At 35.6% G+C, this 16,772-nt stretch carries 21 protein-coding genes; 20 read left to right on the plus strand and 1 reads right to left on the minus strand.

The window, feature by feature from the left end; translation table 11 throughout:
• The 15 genes from ACHFIY_RS18160 to ACHFIY_RS18230 all read left to right on the plus strand — a co-directional run.
• The coding region (locus ACHFIY_RS18160) for a hypothetical protein (protein WP_410847545.1) at positions 1–294 on the plus strand (294 nt) is incomplete at its 5' end.
• 3 nt (positions 295–297) lie between these two features.
• Positions 298–678 (plus strand): hypothetical protein, encoded by a 381-nt coding sequence (locus tag ACHFIY_RS18165; RefSeq protein WP_410847546.1) that lies wholly within the window; start codon positions 298–300, stop codon positions 676–678.
• A gap of 221 nt (positions 679–899) precedes the next feature.
• Positions 900–1,517, plus strand: coding sequence for a DUF4304 domain-containing protein (locus ACHFIY_RS18170; RefSeq protein ID WP_410847547.1), 618 nt, complete (start codon positions 900–902; stop codon positions 1,515–1,517).
• A gap of 255 nt (positions 1,518–1,772) precedes the next feature.
• Positions 1,773–2,360, plus strand: a complete 588-nt coding sequence (locus ACHFIY_RS18175) for a hypothetical protein (RefSeq protein WP_410847548.1) — start codon at positions 1,773–1,775, stop codon at positions 2,358–2,360.
• A gap of 1,348 nt (positions 2,361–3,708) precedes the next feature.
• Positions 3,709–3,936 carry a hypothetical protein gene (locus ACHFIY_RS18180; RefSeq protein ID WP_410847549.1) on the plus strand — a complete coding sequence of 76 codons (228 nt, stop codon included), beginning with the start codon at positions 3,709–3,711 and terminating at the stop codon, positions 3,934–3,936.
• Positions 3,937–3,970: 34 nt separating this feature from the next.
• Positions 3,971–4,669 (plus strand): uracil-DNA glycosylase family protein, encoded by a 699-nt coding sequence (locus ACHFIY_RS18185; protein WP_410847550.1) that lies wholly within the window; start codon positions 3,971–3,973, stop codon positions 4,667–4,669.
• Between the two features lie 229 nt (positions 4,670–4,898).
• Complete coding sequence (locus ACHFIY_RS18190; RefSeq protein ID WP_410847551.1) at positions 4,899–5,444, plus strand: hypothetical protein; 546 nt, start codon at positions 4,899–4,901, stop codon at positions 5,442–5,444.
• A gap of 234 nt (positions 5,445–5,678) precedes the next feature.
• Entirely contained in the window at positions 5,679–6,431 is a 753-nt protein-coding gene (locus tag ACHFIY_RS18195) for a peptidase associated/transthyretin-like domain-containing protein (protein ID WP_410847552.1), read from the plus strand.
• A gap of 248 nt (positions 6,432–6,679) precedes the next feature.
• On the plus strand, positions 6,680–6,997 hold the full coding sequence (locus tag ACHFIY_RS18200; RefSeq protein ID WP_410847553.1) for a hypothetical protein: 318 nt from the start codon (positions 6,680–6,682) through the stop codon (positions 6,995–6,997).
• Positions 6,997–8,061: a Shedu anti-phage system protein SduA domain-containing protein gene (locus ACHFIY_RS18205; RefSeq protein WP_410847554.1), complete on the plus strand. Its 1,065-nt coding sequence runs from the start codon at positions 6,997–6,999 to the stop codon at positions 8,059–8,061. The genes ACHFIY_RS18200 and ACHFIY_RS18205 overlap by 1 nt, the downstream gene beginning before the upstream one ends.
• A gap of 230 nt (positions 8,062–8,291) precedes the next feature.
• Entirely contained in the window at positions 8,292–9,227 is a 936-nt protein-coding gene (locus tag ACHFIY_RS18210) for a 5'-nucleotidase (RefSeq protein ID WP_410847555.1), read from the plus strand.
• 234 nt (positions 9,228–9,461) lie between these two features.
• Positions 9,462–10,073, plus strand: coding sequence for a DMP19 family protein (locus ACHFIY_RS18215; protein ID WP_410847556.1), 612 nt, complete (start codon positions 9,462–9,464; stop codon positions 10,071–10,073).
• 269 nt (positions 10,074–10,342) lie between these two features.
• A complete protein-coding gene (locus ACHFIY_RS18220; protein WP_410847557.1) occupies positions 10,343–10,876 on the plus strand; it encodes a hypothetical protein in 534 nt (177 codons plus the stop codon).
• 229 nt (positions 10,877–11,105) lie between these two features.
• Positions 11,106–11,705 carry an SUKH-4 family immunity protein gene (locus ACHFIY_RS18225; protein WP_410847558.1) on the plus strand — a complete coding sequence of 200 codons (600 nt, stop codon included), beginning with the start codon at positions 11,106–11,108 and terminating at the stop codon, positions 11,703–11,705.
• A 251-nt stretch (positions 11,706–11,956) separates the two neighbouring features.
• Positions 11,957–12,577 (plus strand): hypothetical protein, encoded by a 621-nt coding sequence (locus ACHFIY_RS18230; protein ID WP_410847559.1) that lies wholly within the window; start codon positions 11,957–11,959, stop codon positions 12,575–12,577.
• 35 nt (positions 12,578–12,612) lie between these two features.
• Here ACHFIY_RS18230 and ACHFIY_RS18235 read toward each other — a convergent pair whose 3' ends face one another.
• Positions 12,613–12,777, minus strand: a complete 165-nt coding sequence (locus ACHFIY_RS18235; RefSeq protein ID WP_410847560.1) for a hypothetical protein — start codon at positions 12,775–12,777, stop codon at positions 12,613–12,615.
• A gap of 2 nt (positions 12,778–12,779) precedes the next feature.
• Between ACHFIY_RS18235 and ACHFIY_RS18240 the strand changes: the two genes are divergently transcribed.
• The 5 genes from ACHFIY_RS18240 (at position 12,780) to ACHFIY_RS18260 (ending at position 16,098) form a co-directional block, all read left to right on the plus strand.
• Positions 12,780–13,499, plus strand: coding sequence for a hypothetical protein (locus ACHFIY_RS18240; protein WP_410847561.1), 720 nt, complete (start codon positions 12,780–12,782; stop codon positions 13,497–13,499).
• A gap of 1 nt (position 13,500) precedes the next feature.
• The gene (locus ACHFIY_RS18245) at positions 13,501–13,836 is read left to right on the plus strand and encodes a hypothetical protein (protein WP_410847562.1); all 336 of its coding nucleotides are present in this window, start codon (positions 13,501–13,503) and stop codon (positions 13,834–13,836) included.
• Positions 13,823–14,143 carry a DUF6932 family protein gene (locus ACHFIY_RS18250; protein WP_410847563.1) on the plus strand — a complete coding sequence of 107 codons (321 nt, stop codon included), beginning with the start codon at positions 13,823–13,825 and terminating at the stop codon, positions 14,141–14,143. The genes ACHFIY_RS18245 and ACHFIY_RS18250 overlap by 14 nt, the downstream gene beginning before the upstream one ends.
• A 237-nt stretch (positions 14,144–14,380) precedes the next feature.
• Positions 14,381–14,800: a hypothetical protein gene (locus tag ACHFIY_RS18255; protein WP_410847564.1), complete on the plus strand. Its 420-nt coding sequence runs from the start codon at positions 14,381–14,383 to the stop codon at positions 14,798–14,800.
• Positions 14,801–15,369: 569 nt separating this feature from the next.
• Positions 15,370–16,098, plus strand: a complete 729-nt coding sequence (locus ACHFIY_RS18260) for a phospholipase D family protein (protein WP_410847565.1) — start codon at positions 15,370–15,372, stop codon at positions 16,096–16,098.
• The last annotated feature ends 674 nt before the right edge of the window (positions 16,099–16,772 follow it).

Consider the following 16,772-nt stretch of genomic DNA (forward strand, 5'->3'; position numbering starts at 1 on the left):
GTGCGTCATACTATAACAGACCCCATAAACATTAAAGAAATTATAGAACTTGTTCGACAACAAGAACCAAACAGACAAGACATAATTATTGCCTTGACAAACTCTTTTGGTGGACATTGGGAAAGCAAAGCATACTACAAATTTGTTGACAGTACAAATGCAAACGAAAAAGGAGCAGAATGGCAATTTGACGAAATTATTATTTTAGAAAGCGAAACTTTTGGGACACTTGTTATTGACTATTTGAAAGACAAACGAATTGGTGGAATTGAGTTTTTGAAGAATTTAGACTAATTGATGAAACGACAAATATTTTTAAAATCATTTTTAGGTGCTTTAGGTGCAGTAGAAATTTTATGGACAGACATTCAAATTGACAAAATTTATGGAACTGTTATCTATGACATTTCAGACCCAGAAGAAAGACAAGACTTCGTTTGTTATATGACTGAAAACAATGTTCCCAATGACGACGTTAAGATGTTAATAGATTTTCTCTCAAAAAATGAACTCATTGACATTGACAAAATAATAACACCAATTAACGAACTTGAAATTGACTTTATTGACAAGAGCAAATTAGACAATGTTTGGAACGATTTATTTAATATTGAGGTGCATATGATTGACGATGGAGTGGAGAGTAAACAAAGTGATAAGTATTTTATTCACGACTAAAAAGTACGAACGCACAACATCCGTATTTGCGATATGGCTGGCTTGACGGAACACACTCGGCTTTAGTCCTTTCATTAAACTTTTGTTCCGGCAGACCGTACAATATTGGGCAGTAGGTTATATATTTGAACTTTAGGAGCAAGTATTTGGCTTTAGTTATCGGCTGACCCAGCGCTATTTTCAGCCACATCCGCAAATACCGACTCGTTAGCTGTTATTTTATGAAGACCGTTACAGAACAAAATTTTGACATTATAATTAAAGATTGTTTTCAGCCAATTTTAAAGCCATTGGGTTTTAAAAAGAAAGGAAATAATTTTTATCGCCAACTTCCAGACCTTGGACAAATAGTTAATGTTCAAAAAAGTTCGTACTTTTCAAAAGAGCATATCTCTTTTACGATTAATACAGGACTTTTCATACCTGAATATTGGCTGACTTTTTACACATATCACAACGGAGAAATCCCTACTTATCCGACCGAGCCTGATTGTGCAATCAGGCAAAGAATCGGAAAGCTAAAATACAATATAGATAAATGGTTTGACATTGAGCCAACTAGCAACATCAATGATTTGAAGACAGAAGCAACTGACAACGTTCTTAACTATATTGCTCCTTATTTTGAAAGAAATAAAAGTAAAGAAGACGTATTGAAATTATTGCAAGACACAACGGTCAATCTTGACAACTTTGTCCGAATTATAATTTTTGGCGAGTATAAAGAAATAGCGAAAGCACAAGTTGAGTATGAAAAACTCAAACAAAACAAGTACATCTTTGCTAATATGAAATCAACATTGTTTGAGTATCGAGACAAATACAAATTGACGGACTAAAAACAACAGCTAACATCCGTATTTGCAATATGGCTGGCTGGACGGAACTCACTCGGCTTTTAGCCCTTCTTTAAACTTTTGTTCCGGCAGACCCTACAATATTGGGCTGTAGGTTATATATATGAACTTTAGAGCAGGTATTTGGCATTTGTTATCGGCTGACCCAGCACTATTTTCAGCCACATACGCAAATACCTGATCGTTGCCTGCTATGCTATGACGACCCTACTGCTAAAATCAAATTGACCGGAAAAAATGAACGAACAATTACTTTTTTTTAAAGACAAAATAATTCATGGAAATGACCTTGAAATAATATTTCACAAGGACTTTGTTTGGATATATGATGATAAGCCAATGCCCGTTGTGATTTACTCTTTGACCAATTGTAAGGACTTAGCTAAAGTTGACTTTACATACATTGATGTACACAATGATGGAATAATAGTTGAAACACGCCAGCAAAACAATCAATCTTTTTTTGAGACTTCTGATATGGGCAATGTAAAAGTTACGATTGTTTGTGACAAAATAGTCAAGCGAGAACAAGATTACAGGAAAGAAGATTTTATTGACTTGCTAAAGGAATTTCAGAAGCAGAGAGACGATGAGTATGAAACAGTCAAAATGTTAAGCGACAGAGTTGAGGATTTAAAAAAATTCTTGGATAGAGAGTTGAATATCTCTGAAAGAAAACGAAATCAGGCAGATTGGTTAAGCGAAGACAAAAAGCATTTTCTTGAAGGGCAACAAGAAATTTTAAAAAAAGTTATTGAAGTAATTAAGAAAAGAGAACAAGAAGATTTTCAAAAGCGAAACCAACAGCAAACTTTAAACTCATGAAACGACTTTTGAGTGAGTTTCAATTTTGACACACTCGGACAGACAGCAGCACAGCAGGCAACATGGGGTTTTGTGCAAGCAGGGCTGGACGTTCAAACTTCGGCTGTTTGCATCGCTGTACTTTGGTTCGGGCTGGACGGAATTCTGTTAGACTTTTAGTTGTTAACTTGTACTTTTATTTCTTTATTGGGCTTCAGTTCCGGGCTGGACAAACAACAATGCCCTGCCTGCACAAAGCACTAAAACGTTGTGTGCTACTTCCGACGACCCCTAAACTTGCAAAAAAGGGACTTGAGTACCACACTCAAGTTTGAAAAAGCTGTCATTGACAATGTGAACCCGATAAAATGACCATGCTTCAAAACGACATGGGAAATGTTGAGCAGTACCACTAGGGGTCGAAAAAATTGGTGTTGACAATGTGAACCCACAAAAAGACCATCGTTCACAGCAACAAGGGAAATGTCGGGCAGCAAAACAGAGTTTGAAAACCTTCGTGGGACAAGACCTAGTCGACAAAATGACCACGGTTCACCACAACAAGGAAAAGTCAGGCAGTAAACCAGAGTTTGAAAGACCTCGTGGGATAACCCCTACCCTAGTCCACAAAATGACCACGGTTCACAGCAACAAGGGAAAGTCGGGTAGCATAACATAGTTTGAAAAGTTTGGTGAAGACAGTACGCAACCCACAAAATGACCACGGTTCACAGCAACTAGGAAATGTCGGGTACTATAACAGGGTTTAAAAAGGTTGGTGGCGACAATACTCACGCAGCCAATAAAAATCCTTTCCACGGCTTCGATGTATGAAAGGACAGCACGACAGGAAAAACCAGCGTAACGTTCCCTGTTCGGCTTCGTGCTTGACATTGAGGTGAGCAACCACATTGGGCTTGACCCGAAGCGGACGTATCGAAGCGAAAGGAAGCAGCACACAACATGGGTATTGCCGCAAGCAGGGCGTGACGGAATAAACTTCATCTTTTTCTTCTTCGCTTGGCTTTAGTTCCAGCTTGACGTTCTATATTTGGCTTATGGAAAAACATCGGCAATATTGCAATTATTGGGCTTCGGTTCCGGGCTGACCCAGCGCTATGCCCCTGCCTGCAGGCAATACCTTGCTCGTTATGTGTCATACAAAAACGACATTCACTTAATTAAAAATAAAAACAAATATTATGTTAGTATTTCTTGTATTGTAACCAATCTTGAATGTCTAATCAAAAATCAGTTTCCGAAGAATTGGAAAAACTTATAAAACTTAAGTAGGGAGGTCATTTGACAGATGAAGAATATCAAAAAGCAAAGAATAAAATAATTTCACAATTCAATTAACCCCATACTTATGGAAAATCAAGAGAACATCATTAAGAGTATAATAGTCTATAAAATAAACCCCAACGAACAAGAATTAAACGGTGAGGTTTTGCCTGACAGGAATGTAAACGGGAGGTCATTCGGCCGTTGTTCATTGACAATTGCGAATGACACAGCAATATTGAAAGATATTAAGACAGATATTGTAGTTGGCGTTTTTTCACTTCACCATTTCTATTTCTTAGGGGACGAATAATTATTGGGTCGGACACAATTTTAAATTAATTACTATGACAGACACAGCTAACCTATTTGACAAATTAAAAGACATTAAGTATCCCAAAACAATGATAGGTATTCAGGGGGAACTTTCAGGTCGGGCATTCTTCCCAGGAGGACGAGGTACTTTCGATAATGAGGAAACCATTGCAGACAAAAAAATAATGATTTTGGGTCAGGACTTTGACTGTGAGGCCAACTATGCAAAGACTTTAAAAATTGGACACGAAGACATTGTTAAGAGTTCTACATGGAGAAACCTTCTTTCCTTTTTAAAAGATGCCGATATTAAGCATAACCAATGCTTTTACACAAATGCAATTCTAGGAATACGTGTAGGTAACAAAGGCACAGGCAAATCACCTGCTTTTAGGGATGATGGGTTTATTAAAGAATGCCAAAAGTTTTTTCTTTATCAAGTTGAGCTTCAAAAGCCAAAAACTATCCTTGTTCTTGGAAAGCACGTTGCTGAATTTATTGCACCAATATCAGTTGATTTAGGTTGTTGGAAACGTATTGAAAATTATAATACACTTGACCAGTCGGGAATGCAGATAGTGAAAAACGCAACATTTGACAATGGAATAAAAAGTACCCTTGTTTTATTGACACACCCTTCATTTAGAACCTCTAATATCCACAGACGCAAATACTTGGACTACAGTGGACACGATGCAGAGGTTAAAATGGTTTTGAACACCCTGCAATAAGTACGAACACATAACATCCGTATTTGCGATATGGCTGGCTTGACGGAACTCACTCGGCTTTTAGTCCTTTTTTTTAGCTTTTGTTCCGGCTGACCGTACAATATTGGGCAGTAGGTTATATATTTGAACTTTAAGAGCAGGTATTTCGCTTTTGTTATCGGCTGACCCAGCGCTATTTTCAGCCACATCAGCAAATACCGACTCGTTGGTGGTAATTTTTTGACAGACTATGCAAACAGACAATAAACAAACAAATTTTTTGACACTATTTTTTGTTGCTGCAACTTGTATTGTTACAGGTGGACTAATTGGTGCATTAACAAATTTAATTAACGGAAAAGTTAGCCCTTATTATTACCAAGCTATTATGTTTTGGGACTTTAAAGACATTTGGATAGCAGCAGTTGCACAAGGAATTTTAGAAGGACTGCTATATGGTGTAATATTCTCTATAATTTTTACTATCACTTTTGGACTTGTAACTAAAGGACAAGGAACATTTATTTTTGCAATTAGACAGCTTATTAAATTGACAAGTTTAGTATTAATTTGTTGGACACTTGGAGGACTATTTGCTATGTTTCTTGCAACATTAAGTCCAGAGTTTTACAAAGCACATTTTCCAATGACACCATCAGACAAAACTGAAATGCTAAAATTTGCTTGGGTTGGAGGTTCAATTTGGGGTGGAATGATTGGTGGACTTTTATCAGCATTTATTGGAATTGTTATCATAAAAAACAATTGGAAACAAGACTTGAAAGTACGACAATAATAGCTTAATGGCAAGACTAAAACTACCACCAACATTAGGTTTGGCATTATTGGGGCTTGACGAATATAGCCTCAGCATTTTGTTCTTTATTGTGCTTCAGTTCGGGCTTGACATTATAAATTTGGCTTATGAATAAAACATCAGCAATATTGCAATTATTGGGCTTAGGTTATCGGCTGACGGAATACTAATTCCCCAACAACGCCAAGCCTTTTTCGTTGGCTGCAACATTTTATGAAACATCTTAATTATACAATTTTATTGACATTGACTTTTATTGTGACTTTGACAAGTTGCAGAAAAGATGTTCCAGCAGGAACTACAATTTATATTTCAGGTATCGTATTTGACTCTGTTAAAAATAAAACTTTACCAAACGCTAAACTTTATTTGTTTGGTGCAGAAAAAACGTTTTATGGAATTTATTACGTCGGTGGGCCATACGATTCTGTAACGACTGATGCGAATGGCAAATTTTCGTTACAATATAAAGCAGAAGGCAAAAGTGTGGATTATGGGTTATCACTTGGAGAGTTGAATTATGGTGGTTATAATTATCGCGACAATGAGAACTATGTAATAGACAACTATTATCCAATGTTCAAATTAAACTATTCAACTAACACCTCAAATGCAGTAGCCAGAGCCAGAGAATTAAATTACTCAAAAATTCATTTAAAAGTTCTAAATAATCCTTATGACAGTTTTTATATTAGAACTTATGCTCAATATAAACCAATATTGATTATAGGACAAAGCATTGACACTACTGTTGTTTTAAGACATTTACCAAATCAACTTAATTCTTTTCAATATTATACTGAAGCATACAGAGATACAATTGGACTTGCTGCTTTAAATTCAAATCCTAATGGACATTCATTTTCAATTAGGCGAATGTTAAATGATAGCTTTACAACAAATATGGACGACACAATATTTATTAATAAAACGATTTTAAATAGTTTATCTATGCCAAGACAATAATGCTGCAGCCAACATCCGTATTTGCGATATGGCTGGCTTGACCCAACAAAATCGGCTTTTAGTTCTTCTTTAAACTTTTGTTCCAGCAGACCCAACAATATTGGGCAACAGGTTATATATTTGAACTTTAAGAGCAGGTATTTGGCTTTAGTTATCGGCTGACCCAGCGCTATTTTCAGCCACATCCCAAATACCGACTCGTTGGCTGCAAGGCGCACAGACCACGTAAACATTAAAATCAATAAACTATGGATACAATAGAACTTTTGATATCTGCAATTGAACAGAAAAAGCAAGTTAGTTACGAGTACGACTCACCTGGAAGAGCTGTAGGCGTGAGAATTGGTAATCCTCATGCTATATTTATTTCTAAAGCTGAAAATGTAAATATTGACATCTACAAAACCGATGGAGTGAAAACAGACCCAACAAAACCTTTGCCTGCATGGAGACAATACAAAATCAAAGACATAAAAAATGTTGTAATTCTTGACAAAGGATTTTCAACTGCTGACGGATATAATCCTACTTCAAAACAATATGCAAGAGTTTTAGCTTTAATATAATGAGTGTTCAATATCAAAAGGAAATTTTTTCAAATGGTCGTGTAAAGTTATTCATAAACTTTACGGGTGTAAGCCCAAGTAATGTTACGAATAAAGACGATTTGTCGCTTTCTGTTTTTGCTATAAACCGACAAAACTTAGTTTCAATATTTTCGGAAACGCTAGCATTTGACCAAATACAAGAACTTTATAATCATTTGAATAGTGTTTCAATTATAAGAAACAATGGGAAAACTCATACTAAAGAGTTCATAGAAGTTACGGATGATATTGCAGACATACTTGCAATTGTAAAAACTGTTAATAGCAAACTTGTAAAGTCTATACTGGACAAGGTAAATGAAGATGAAAAATTAGCGTTAGTTTTAGAAGCATTGAGCGAAAGTGAAATACAAAATCTACATGCCTCAATACGACAAACCAATCATAAAAAATCTTTATTCAATCTTAGACAATTGCTTGAACTTGAAGAAACAACAACAATAACAGACAGTATTAAGTTACATGAAAACCTCACTGAATATCTTGCAGGACAATCCGAAAAAATATTTCAGAATTGGATCGAAAAAAATATTTGGACATTAGGTATTGACTACATTAAAAAACATCCAGCACGACAAATTGGGATAAATTCGGAAAGCGATTTAATAATGGAAACGACTGACGGATTTATAGATTTGATAGAATTAAAGCGACCAAAATTTGAATTGTTTGACTACGACACAAGCCATAAAAGCTACTATCCTTCAAAGGAACTGTCAAAAGTTATTGGACAATGTATGCAATATTTAAAGGTACTTGAAGACTATAAATTAGTATTAGAAAAACAACATAAATTCAAGTTATTAAGACCAAGAATTAAAATTATTGTTGGACGGACACATAAATTTACTGACGAACAATTTGAAGCATTGAGAATGTTAAATTCAAGCCTTAACCATATACAAGTAATTTCATACGACTATTTGTGTTTGTGTGGCGACAATATAATTTCTTATTACAGCAGACAACTTAAACAAGCAATTGAGAAAAAATCAGACGAAGTTCTGCCGACAATCTCATAGACTCAAAAGCCCAGCAGCCAACATCCGTATTTGCGATATGGCTGGCTTGACGGAACTCACTCGGCTTTTAGTTCTTCTTTAAACTTTTGTTCCGGCTGACCGTACAATATTGGGCAACAGGTTATATATTTGAACTTTAGAGCAGGTATTTGGCTTTTGTTATCGGCTGACTCAGCGCTATTTTCAGCCACATCAGCAAATACCGACTCGTTGGCAGAAATTTTTGACATATGCCTTATCCGATAGAAAATAAATTAGTTGTTGCAGTTTCCTCAAACGCTTTGTTTGACTTGGAGACAGAAGATACTATATTCAAAAACGAAGGGTTAGAAAAATATAGACAGTTTCAACTCGACCATAAAAATAAAACTTTAGAAAAAGGTTTAGCCTTTCCTTTTATTAAACGATACTTAAACATTAATAAAGTTTACAAACTTGAAACACCAGTTGAGGTAATCCTTCTTTCTAAAAATAGTCCAGAGGCAGGTAATAGAATTTTCAAATCTATTCAAGAACACGGACTAGATATTTCACGAGCAGCTTTTACTTCAGGAGGAGCACCATACAGATATATTCCAGCTTACAACATTTCACTTTTTTTATCGACAAATGAAAAAGATGTGATAAATGCAATTGAATCACGATATGCAGCAGGACGAATAATTAAAACAAAAGTTACTGATGACAATGACGACACTGAATTAAGAGTTGCATTTGACTTTGATGGTGTAATTGCTGATGACCAATCTGAAAAAGTATTTCAAGCAACGCAACAACTTGACATTTTTCATAAACACGAAACGGAACATTTAACCGAAGCTCATAATCCAGGACCTTTAGGCGACTTTTTCAAAAAACTTTCTGCATTACAAGGATTAGAGGCAAAAAAAGCATTAAACAATCCAGACTATAAAAGAATATTAAAGACAGCTATTGTTACTGCAAGAAATGCACCTTCACACGAAAGAGCGATAAACACTTTAAATGAATGGGGCGTAACAGTGGACGAAATGTTTCTACTTGGTGGAATTGAAAAGAAACGAGTATTAGAAATTTTAAAACCTCATCTTTTCTTCGACGACCAAATGACACACTTAAATCCAGAATTAGAAAATATTCCATTAGTTCATATCCCTTTTGGTGTGACAAACAAAAAGAAAGAATAAAACTTCTGCCAACATCAGTATTTGCAATATGGCTGGCTTGACGGAACAAACTCGGCTGTTAGTTCTTTCTTTAGCTTTTGTTCCGGCTGACCGTACAATATTGGGCAGTGTATTATATATTTGAACTTTAGGAGCAGGTATTTGGCTTTAGTTATCGGCTGACCCAGCACTATTTTCAGCCACATCCCAAATACCGACTCGTTGTGCACTATGCTGTTTGATACCCTGAAAATTATGAAACAACAATTGACACTTTTTCTTTTAATTACTATCATTGGCTGTGGACAAACCAAAGTCAACACAGATAAGACTGTTGAACCCACTATGGAACTATTTAATGCATTTGATAAAGACAATCATTTACAACCCCATTTTGATAAAACTAAGTTTGACACTTTACATGGTTGGAAATTTGGATGGGCAGTTTTACAGCCAATTAACATTGCAAAAGATGATGAAGATGAGAAATTGCTATCAAGAAGACTTACACCAGGACAAAAAGCACTTTACTTCATTTGGTATTTGGACGCGCAAGTGACTAATGGTGGTTTCATACAGTTTTATTGGAATGACTATCGTAAATATTTACCGCCAATAATTGATGGACTTAAATTGATAGGAGATACTTCAATGATAGTATTAGTTGAAAAAGTAGACAAAGCATACTTAGCAAATGAAGATAGATTCTTATTGCAAAAACAAAAAAATGATATTGAGCCTTTGTATGACAGTTTAAAACATTTTGATGACTATGATAAAATATATTACCAGTCACACAACAATACAATGTTACTAATTGAAAAGTATGCAAGAAAGAATTCAACCGAGTTTGTAATATTCAAATAATCTATAGTGGGAACAATAGCACAGCACACAACATCCGTATTTGCAATATGGCTGGCTGGACGGAACTCACTCGGCTTTTAGTCCTTTTTTTAGCTTTTGTTCCGGCAGACCCAACAATATTGGGCAGTAGGTTATATATTTGAACTTTAAGAGCAGGTATTTGGCTTTTGTTATCGCTGACCCAGTGCTATTTTCAGCCACATCCCAAATACCGACTCGTTGCCTGCAAGTTTAGCAGGACACCTAATAACAATCAAACCATTTTGAAAATGACAATAAAATCAAAGCAGCTTTTTATTTTAATCGGAGACGATATGACGGGTAAAACAACTCTTCAAAAATTACTCATTGAGAAAATTTGTGGACAGACTTATGACCGTTTGCCGACTAATCTTCGTTTTAATATAACACACCCTGAAATAAAACGTAAGTATCAAAACATTTCATTTGCTAATAGAAGTTATCAAGAAAAAATTGACGAATATGGAACTGTTGACGAATACTTTCAAAATCATTTTAGTCCAGCTGACATTAGCATAATTTCTTCGCATCTTGACATTGGACATATAACTGAAATGATACGAAATGGTAGACAACGCTTATATAACGTGACGGGAATATTTTTTAGTAATTCTATAGACTCAAACCAAGTTGTAAATTCTCAAATTTCACTTCTTGAATGGGAGGAAAGATTGGTAATAGAAAATGTTACTACAGAAGACGAAAGGACTATTAACAGACAACTAAATGCTATTGCAGACAATTTCGTGGTATTTATCTCAAACAGAACCAGCGTTTCGTAAGACAAACCTGCAGGCAACATCCGTATTTGCGATATGGCTGGCTTGACGGAACAAATTCGGCTTTTAGTCCTTCTTTAAACTTTTGTTCCAGCTTGACACTATAATTTGGGCAACAGGCTATATATTTTAACTTTAAGAGCAGGTATTTGGCTTTTGTTATCGGCTGACCCAGCGCTATTTTCAGCCACATCCCAAATACCGACTCGTTACCTGCAATAGCAAAACAAAAATGACACCTCAAGCATTTATAAGTAGTTGGACAAACACCGAAGAAACACTATCTACATTCAGCGAGTCACGGCTTGACCGATTTAATTTATTACAGTCAACTGCCGACTTTCTTAATATAGCTGGACTACCTCCTTACTGTGAGCCCAACCTATCTTTTGCAAATGACACAGATGATGTTGTTTATGGCATTAACAGATTGACACAACAATACGACTTTGGTGAAGACAAATCAGAGTTTGACAAATACATTGTTTTTGGTTATTGTCGCGACGGAGACGCTATTGCTATTGACACAAGCGATAATGACAAAATAGTTGAACTTGACCACCAAGATTTATTTAGTTCAATGTACTTTAATAGTTCAATAGAGACGTTGGCCGACTTTTTAATTCTTTATGATGACTTTCAATCAGAAGTTTTAAAAGGTAAAGACCCAGATGACAATTTCCAATGTTTCAATTTTACAGACGAACAATTTGAAAAACTAAAGAGCAAAATGCATGTGGTGGACAGCAGAGCAATAACAGAAAGAGGCTTTTGGAAAGAGGAACTTGAAATAATGCTTTCAATCAGGAAAGAAAAATTTGAAACCCTCTAACTTGACGCTACTGCAGGTAACATCCGTATTTGCGATATGGCTGGACGGAACAAACTCAGCTTTTGAATCTTTTTTAGCTTTTGTTCCGGCAGACCCAACAATATTGGGCAACAGGTTATATATTTGAACTTTAAGAGCAGGTATTTGGCTTTAGTTATCGGCTGACCCAGCGCTATTTTCAGCCACATCCCAAATACCGACTCGTTAGCTGTCATTTTATGAACCCACTTCAATCCATATCGTCATTTTTTATGAGAAGAAAAGGCGAAATAGTTTCTTCTGGTAGACAGTATTGGTCAGATAAAGAGGTTTCCGACTTCCGAAAACGACTGAAACAAGTCATAAGGTGGACAGAAAAATTATCTACAAATTTCGATTTTGAAAACGGATTTTATGGGACAGTATTTAGACAGACAAATCCAATTATAGACGGAACCAATCTCTACAGTTTTTTTGAAGGCGACTATGCATCATGGAATCTTGATGACAATGATAATATCCTTTATGGACAACTTTTAGAGATTGCAATAAATTCTAGAGACATCATTGACGACTTCAATCTTTCAAATATTGACAATTTAGGGAGGATTATATGTTTTCAAACTTGTAGCTCGGGACATGACGGAGCAGCAATTGTTGAATGTAAACACTTTGTTGATGAAGGAGATGTTCCGCCTATTGACACATGGTTTTTTCTAAATAATAACTATTACCATAATAAATATTGTTCTAGGCAAACATTGTTTTGTTGGATACCTAAAAAATTTGAAGAAGTAATGCAAACAGCAATAAATGTTGAAGTTTTTGACAGTTACAGTTGGCTTGACAATAATGATATTCCAATGTACGACCTGATTAAAAACGACAGCTAACATCCGTATTTGCGATATGGCTGGCTTGACGGAACTCACTCGGCTTTTGTACCTTTTTTATCTTTTGTTCCGGCTGACCCTACAATATTGGGCAGTAGGTTATATATTTGAACTTTAGGAGAAGGTATTTGGCTTTTGTTATCTTCTGACCCAGCGCTATTTTCAGCCACATCAGCAAATACCGACTCGTTGTATGCCATTTATGAGACACTTCCTAATCATAACTTTTTTTTTCTTTCTGTCAACGTTTCATTCGTTTGGAGAGCGTGATTCAATTAAAAGACTAATTGCTGACACTATCCTTATTAAAAGTACAATTACTAAAGATACTTTATTCTTAAAACAAATTGAACAAACTTCTCACGACAACGGCGGTTTTGAATGGAAAATTTGGCTTCCAACATTTACAGCTTTGATTGTATTGCTTGTAACAAATCTTGTGACACTTTATAAAATCCGTATAGACACAAAGGAGTCTATCAAAAAGGAAATAATAATTTCTAAAATTAAAATTGAAAGAGAACGGCTTGAAAAGTTTTATGACCCCATATTTACAACACTCAAAAGCAATTCTGCAATTTTTAGTTCATATGGACCACAAACATTTCCAAGAGACAATGGAGTATTAGAAACAGAGGCATCTGAAGTTTGGAAGCAATTAGTTCAAAATGTAATTATTCCGAATAACAAGAAAATTTGTGACACAATTCAACAGTTCTCACATTTAATTGATACGAGTGATTCTATCGACAAATATTTAGACTATTCTGTACATTCAGAATCATTCGAGCATTTTATTAACTTTCCAAATGCATTACATAAAGCTTTTAAATATCCAACTGACTTTGTTGCCAGCGTTGAAACAATAAGAACAAAAGTGTTGCAAGATTTAAAGTTGACAGAAAATAAATTATTAGTATAATATGGGAGCAAGATTTATAGCAGGAACTGTTCAAGGCTCAACAGGACTTAAAAACTGTAAAGCTAAAAATGACACAGAGTTTAGCTTTGAATATCAATCAGCAGGTGATGAATTCAAATCATATAAAGTTTATGTGCCGACAAGAGAAGATTATGAAGTTTCCGTTGAAGTAATTGATAGAGCATTAAGCCAGGGCTATAATTTAATTGTTTATGATAGTTGGATTTTTGCAACACATTCAGGCAAAGACTATGCAGGAGTTCAACGAATTCCAATTTTTTCAGTTCCTGCTTTTATAAAAACACTCAAAAGCAGACAAAAATTTGAACGCGAATAAAGAGAAAGTACTTTCATTCCTACGTAAAAAACTGACAAATGGAAACATAGTTAAAGCATTTCTATTTGGCTCATTTGTTACAGACAAAGAAGAGCCTAACGACTGCGATATTTTCATTGTGACTAATCAGACACCATTAACAGATAATTGGAAAGAATTTTTAAATGCGGTTGCTGTTACAAAAGTTGAATTTTTAGAAAGTTTTGGATTACCATTAAATGCTTCAATTAATACAGAGAAAGAGTTCACCGAGGAATCAGCATTTAGAACAAGAATAATAACGAAAAAAATCGTCAAGATTATCTAAAACGGCATACAACATCCGTATTTGCAATATGGCTGGCTTGACGGAACTCACTCGGCTTTTGTTCTTTTTTTAGCTTTTGTTCCGGCTGACCATACAATATTGGGCAGTAGGTTATATATTTGAACTTTAAGAGCAGGTATTTGGCTTTTGTTATCGGCTGACCCGGCGCTATTTTCAGCCACATCCGCAAATACCGACTCGTTATCGGCAATGACCGCGATAAATAGCAATACGATTATGACACTGAAACTTTTAAGCATTACGATATTAATATTTTTTGTTTGTGCAGACAATTTTGGACAAGTTTCAAAAGCAAATAACTCTTTAACCCTAAAACAACAGAATAGCAAAGCTTTGCTTTCAACAGACACAAACAAAAAATTAAAAACAACAACTCAAAGTAATGACACATTAAGAAGTAGATTAAAAGGCATTTGGACTAATGGCAAGACAGAAAATGCAGTATTTGAAATCAAACAAAATACTATATATTATGTAGACGATTTAGCGACTTACAAATACACATTATTTGGAAACAAATTGACTATAATCTATCCAGACTTTTCATATAAGTGCATAATAACTTTTCATAAGGACACATTAATTATGGACTCAAAAGAATATGGAATTGCAAGCTATTGGAAATTCAAAAAATAATAGTGAATGGTTTTGACAGACAGCGAAGATCTAAGCGAGTAGAAGACCTGCATTATTTGACCGACAAAGCTTGACCTCAAAAGCAAAGACCTAAGCTAGCAGATTAGACTGAATTGCAAGACATTTTGTCTTACCCTAAAATAAGCCGACCTTACGGAGACCTAACAGCGATGTAACAGCGATAGCCTAAAAATAGGAGTGTTATTTAGCTGACAAAACGGCTGAAAATGCAGAAAAGGTCGTTCACAGTTGGACACACACCATGGTTGACAAATGCCGATAACATGGGTATTGCCGCAAGCAGGGCGTGACGGAATAAACTTCATCTTTTTCTTCTTTGCTTGGCTTTAGTTCGGGCTGGACGTTATATATTTGGCTATGGAACAAATATCAGCAATATTGCAATCACCAACAGCAGTTCCGGGCTGACCCAGCGCTATTGCCCTGCCTGCAGGCAATACCTTGCTCGTTAGCGGCAATGACCGACAAAAATCAAAGTGGATTTTTTTTAGGGTGACTAGTATTACCAATTACAATATTGATAAATAAAATACAATACAACTAAATAAATGGCAGAATTTTTAACAACTAACGGGACTTCATACCATATTGAAAATATTATAATTGGAGCAAAAAGTAAACTTGTTTTGGTTTCTCCGTATCTTCAAATATCTAAGACATTTTTTGAAAGACTAAAAGACGCTTCGAATAAGAATGTTGCTATTAAAATTATTTACGGAAAGGATGAACTTAAACCAAATGAAAAAAATTCTCTTGCCGAACTCAAAAACGTAGAGTTGTTTTATTTTCAAAATCTTCATGCTAAATGTTATTTGAACGAAAGCAAAATGGTTATTACGTCGATGAATATGTATGAATTTTCTGAAAAGACAAATAGAGAAATGGGAGTTTTAATCGACCGTAATATTGATAAAGAACTTTTTGACAAGGCTATTGCTGAAACATTTTCAATCTTACAATCTGCTGAACCCATTTTATTAAAAAGAGCTGAAAGGCAAACGACAATCCCATTTAAGACTGTTCCAAATGGACAATCTAGACCTAGTTATCAAAAGCAATTAAGAGGTTACTGTATTAGATGTGAAACAAGGATTGAATATAACCCTGAAAAACCTTATTGTGCTGACTGCTTTGCTATTTGGGTTCAATTTGAAAACCCAGACTACATGGAGAATGTTTGTCATCGTTGTGGCGAGTATGACGAGACAAGCATGAATAAGCCTCAAGATAGAAATTGTTTTAGCCTTTGGAAAAAAGAGCTCAAACACTCTACTTGACCCAAAAGCGGAAATCTTAGCGGGTAGAGTTGCAAGACATTTTGTCTTGCTCTCAAATAAGCCGACCTTGGAGCGACCTAGGAGCGATCTAGGAGCGATGATGGAGCGATAGCGTAAAAAGACAGGTTTTATTTAGCTGACAAACCGGCTTAAAATGCAAAAAGACCGTTCACAGTTGGACACACTCCACGGTTGACAAATGCCGCTAACATCCATATTTGCGATATGGCTGGCTTGACCCAACAAAATCGGCTTTTGGTTCTTTTTTTAGCTTTTGTTCCGGCTGACCATATAATATTGGCCAACAGGTTATATATTTGAACTTTAGGAGAAGGTATTTGGCATTAGTTATCGGCTGACCCAGCGCTATTTTCAGCCACATCTGCAAATACCGACTCGTTAGCGGCAATGACCAAAGCGAATTTGCATACTTCGTTTGACACAGCTTGACCACAAGACTTGACACTACAATAAAGACCTAAGCGAGTAGACTTGCATAGCTTGACACTGATTGACCCAGCAGCGAAGACCACAGCGAGTAGACCTACATTATTTAACCGACATAGCTTGACCGAACAGCGAAGAACGAAGCGGTTAGACTTACACAGCTTGACCTACTCAACTTGACCCAACATACTAGACCGTAGCAAGTAGACCGACATTATTTGACCTAC

Origin of the sequence: Parasediminibacterium schistidii (genome assembly GCF_046546515.1) — a bacterium.
GTDB lineage: Bacteria > Bacteroidota > Bacteroidia > Chitinophagales > Chitinophagaceae > Parasediminibacterium.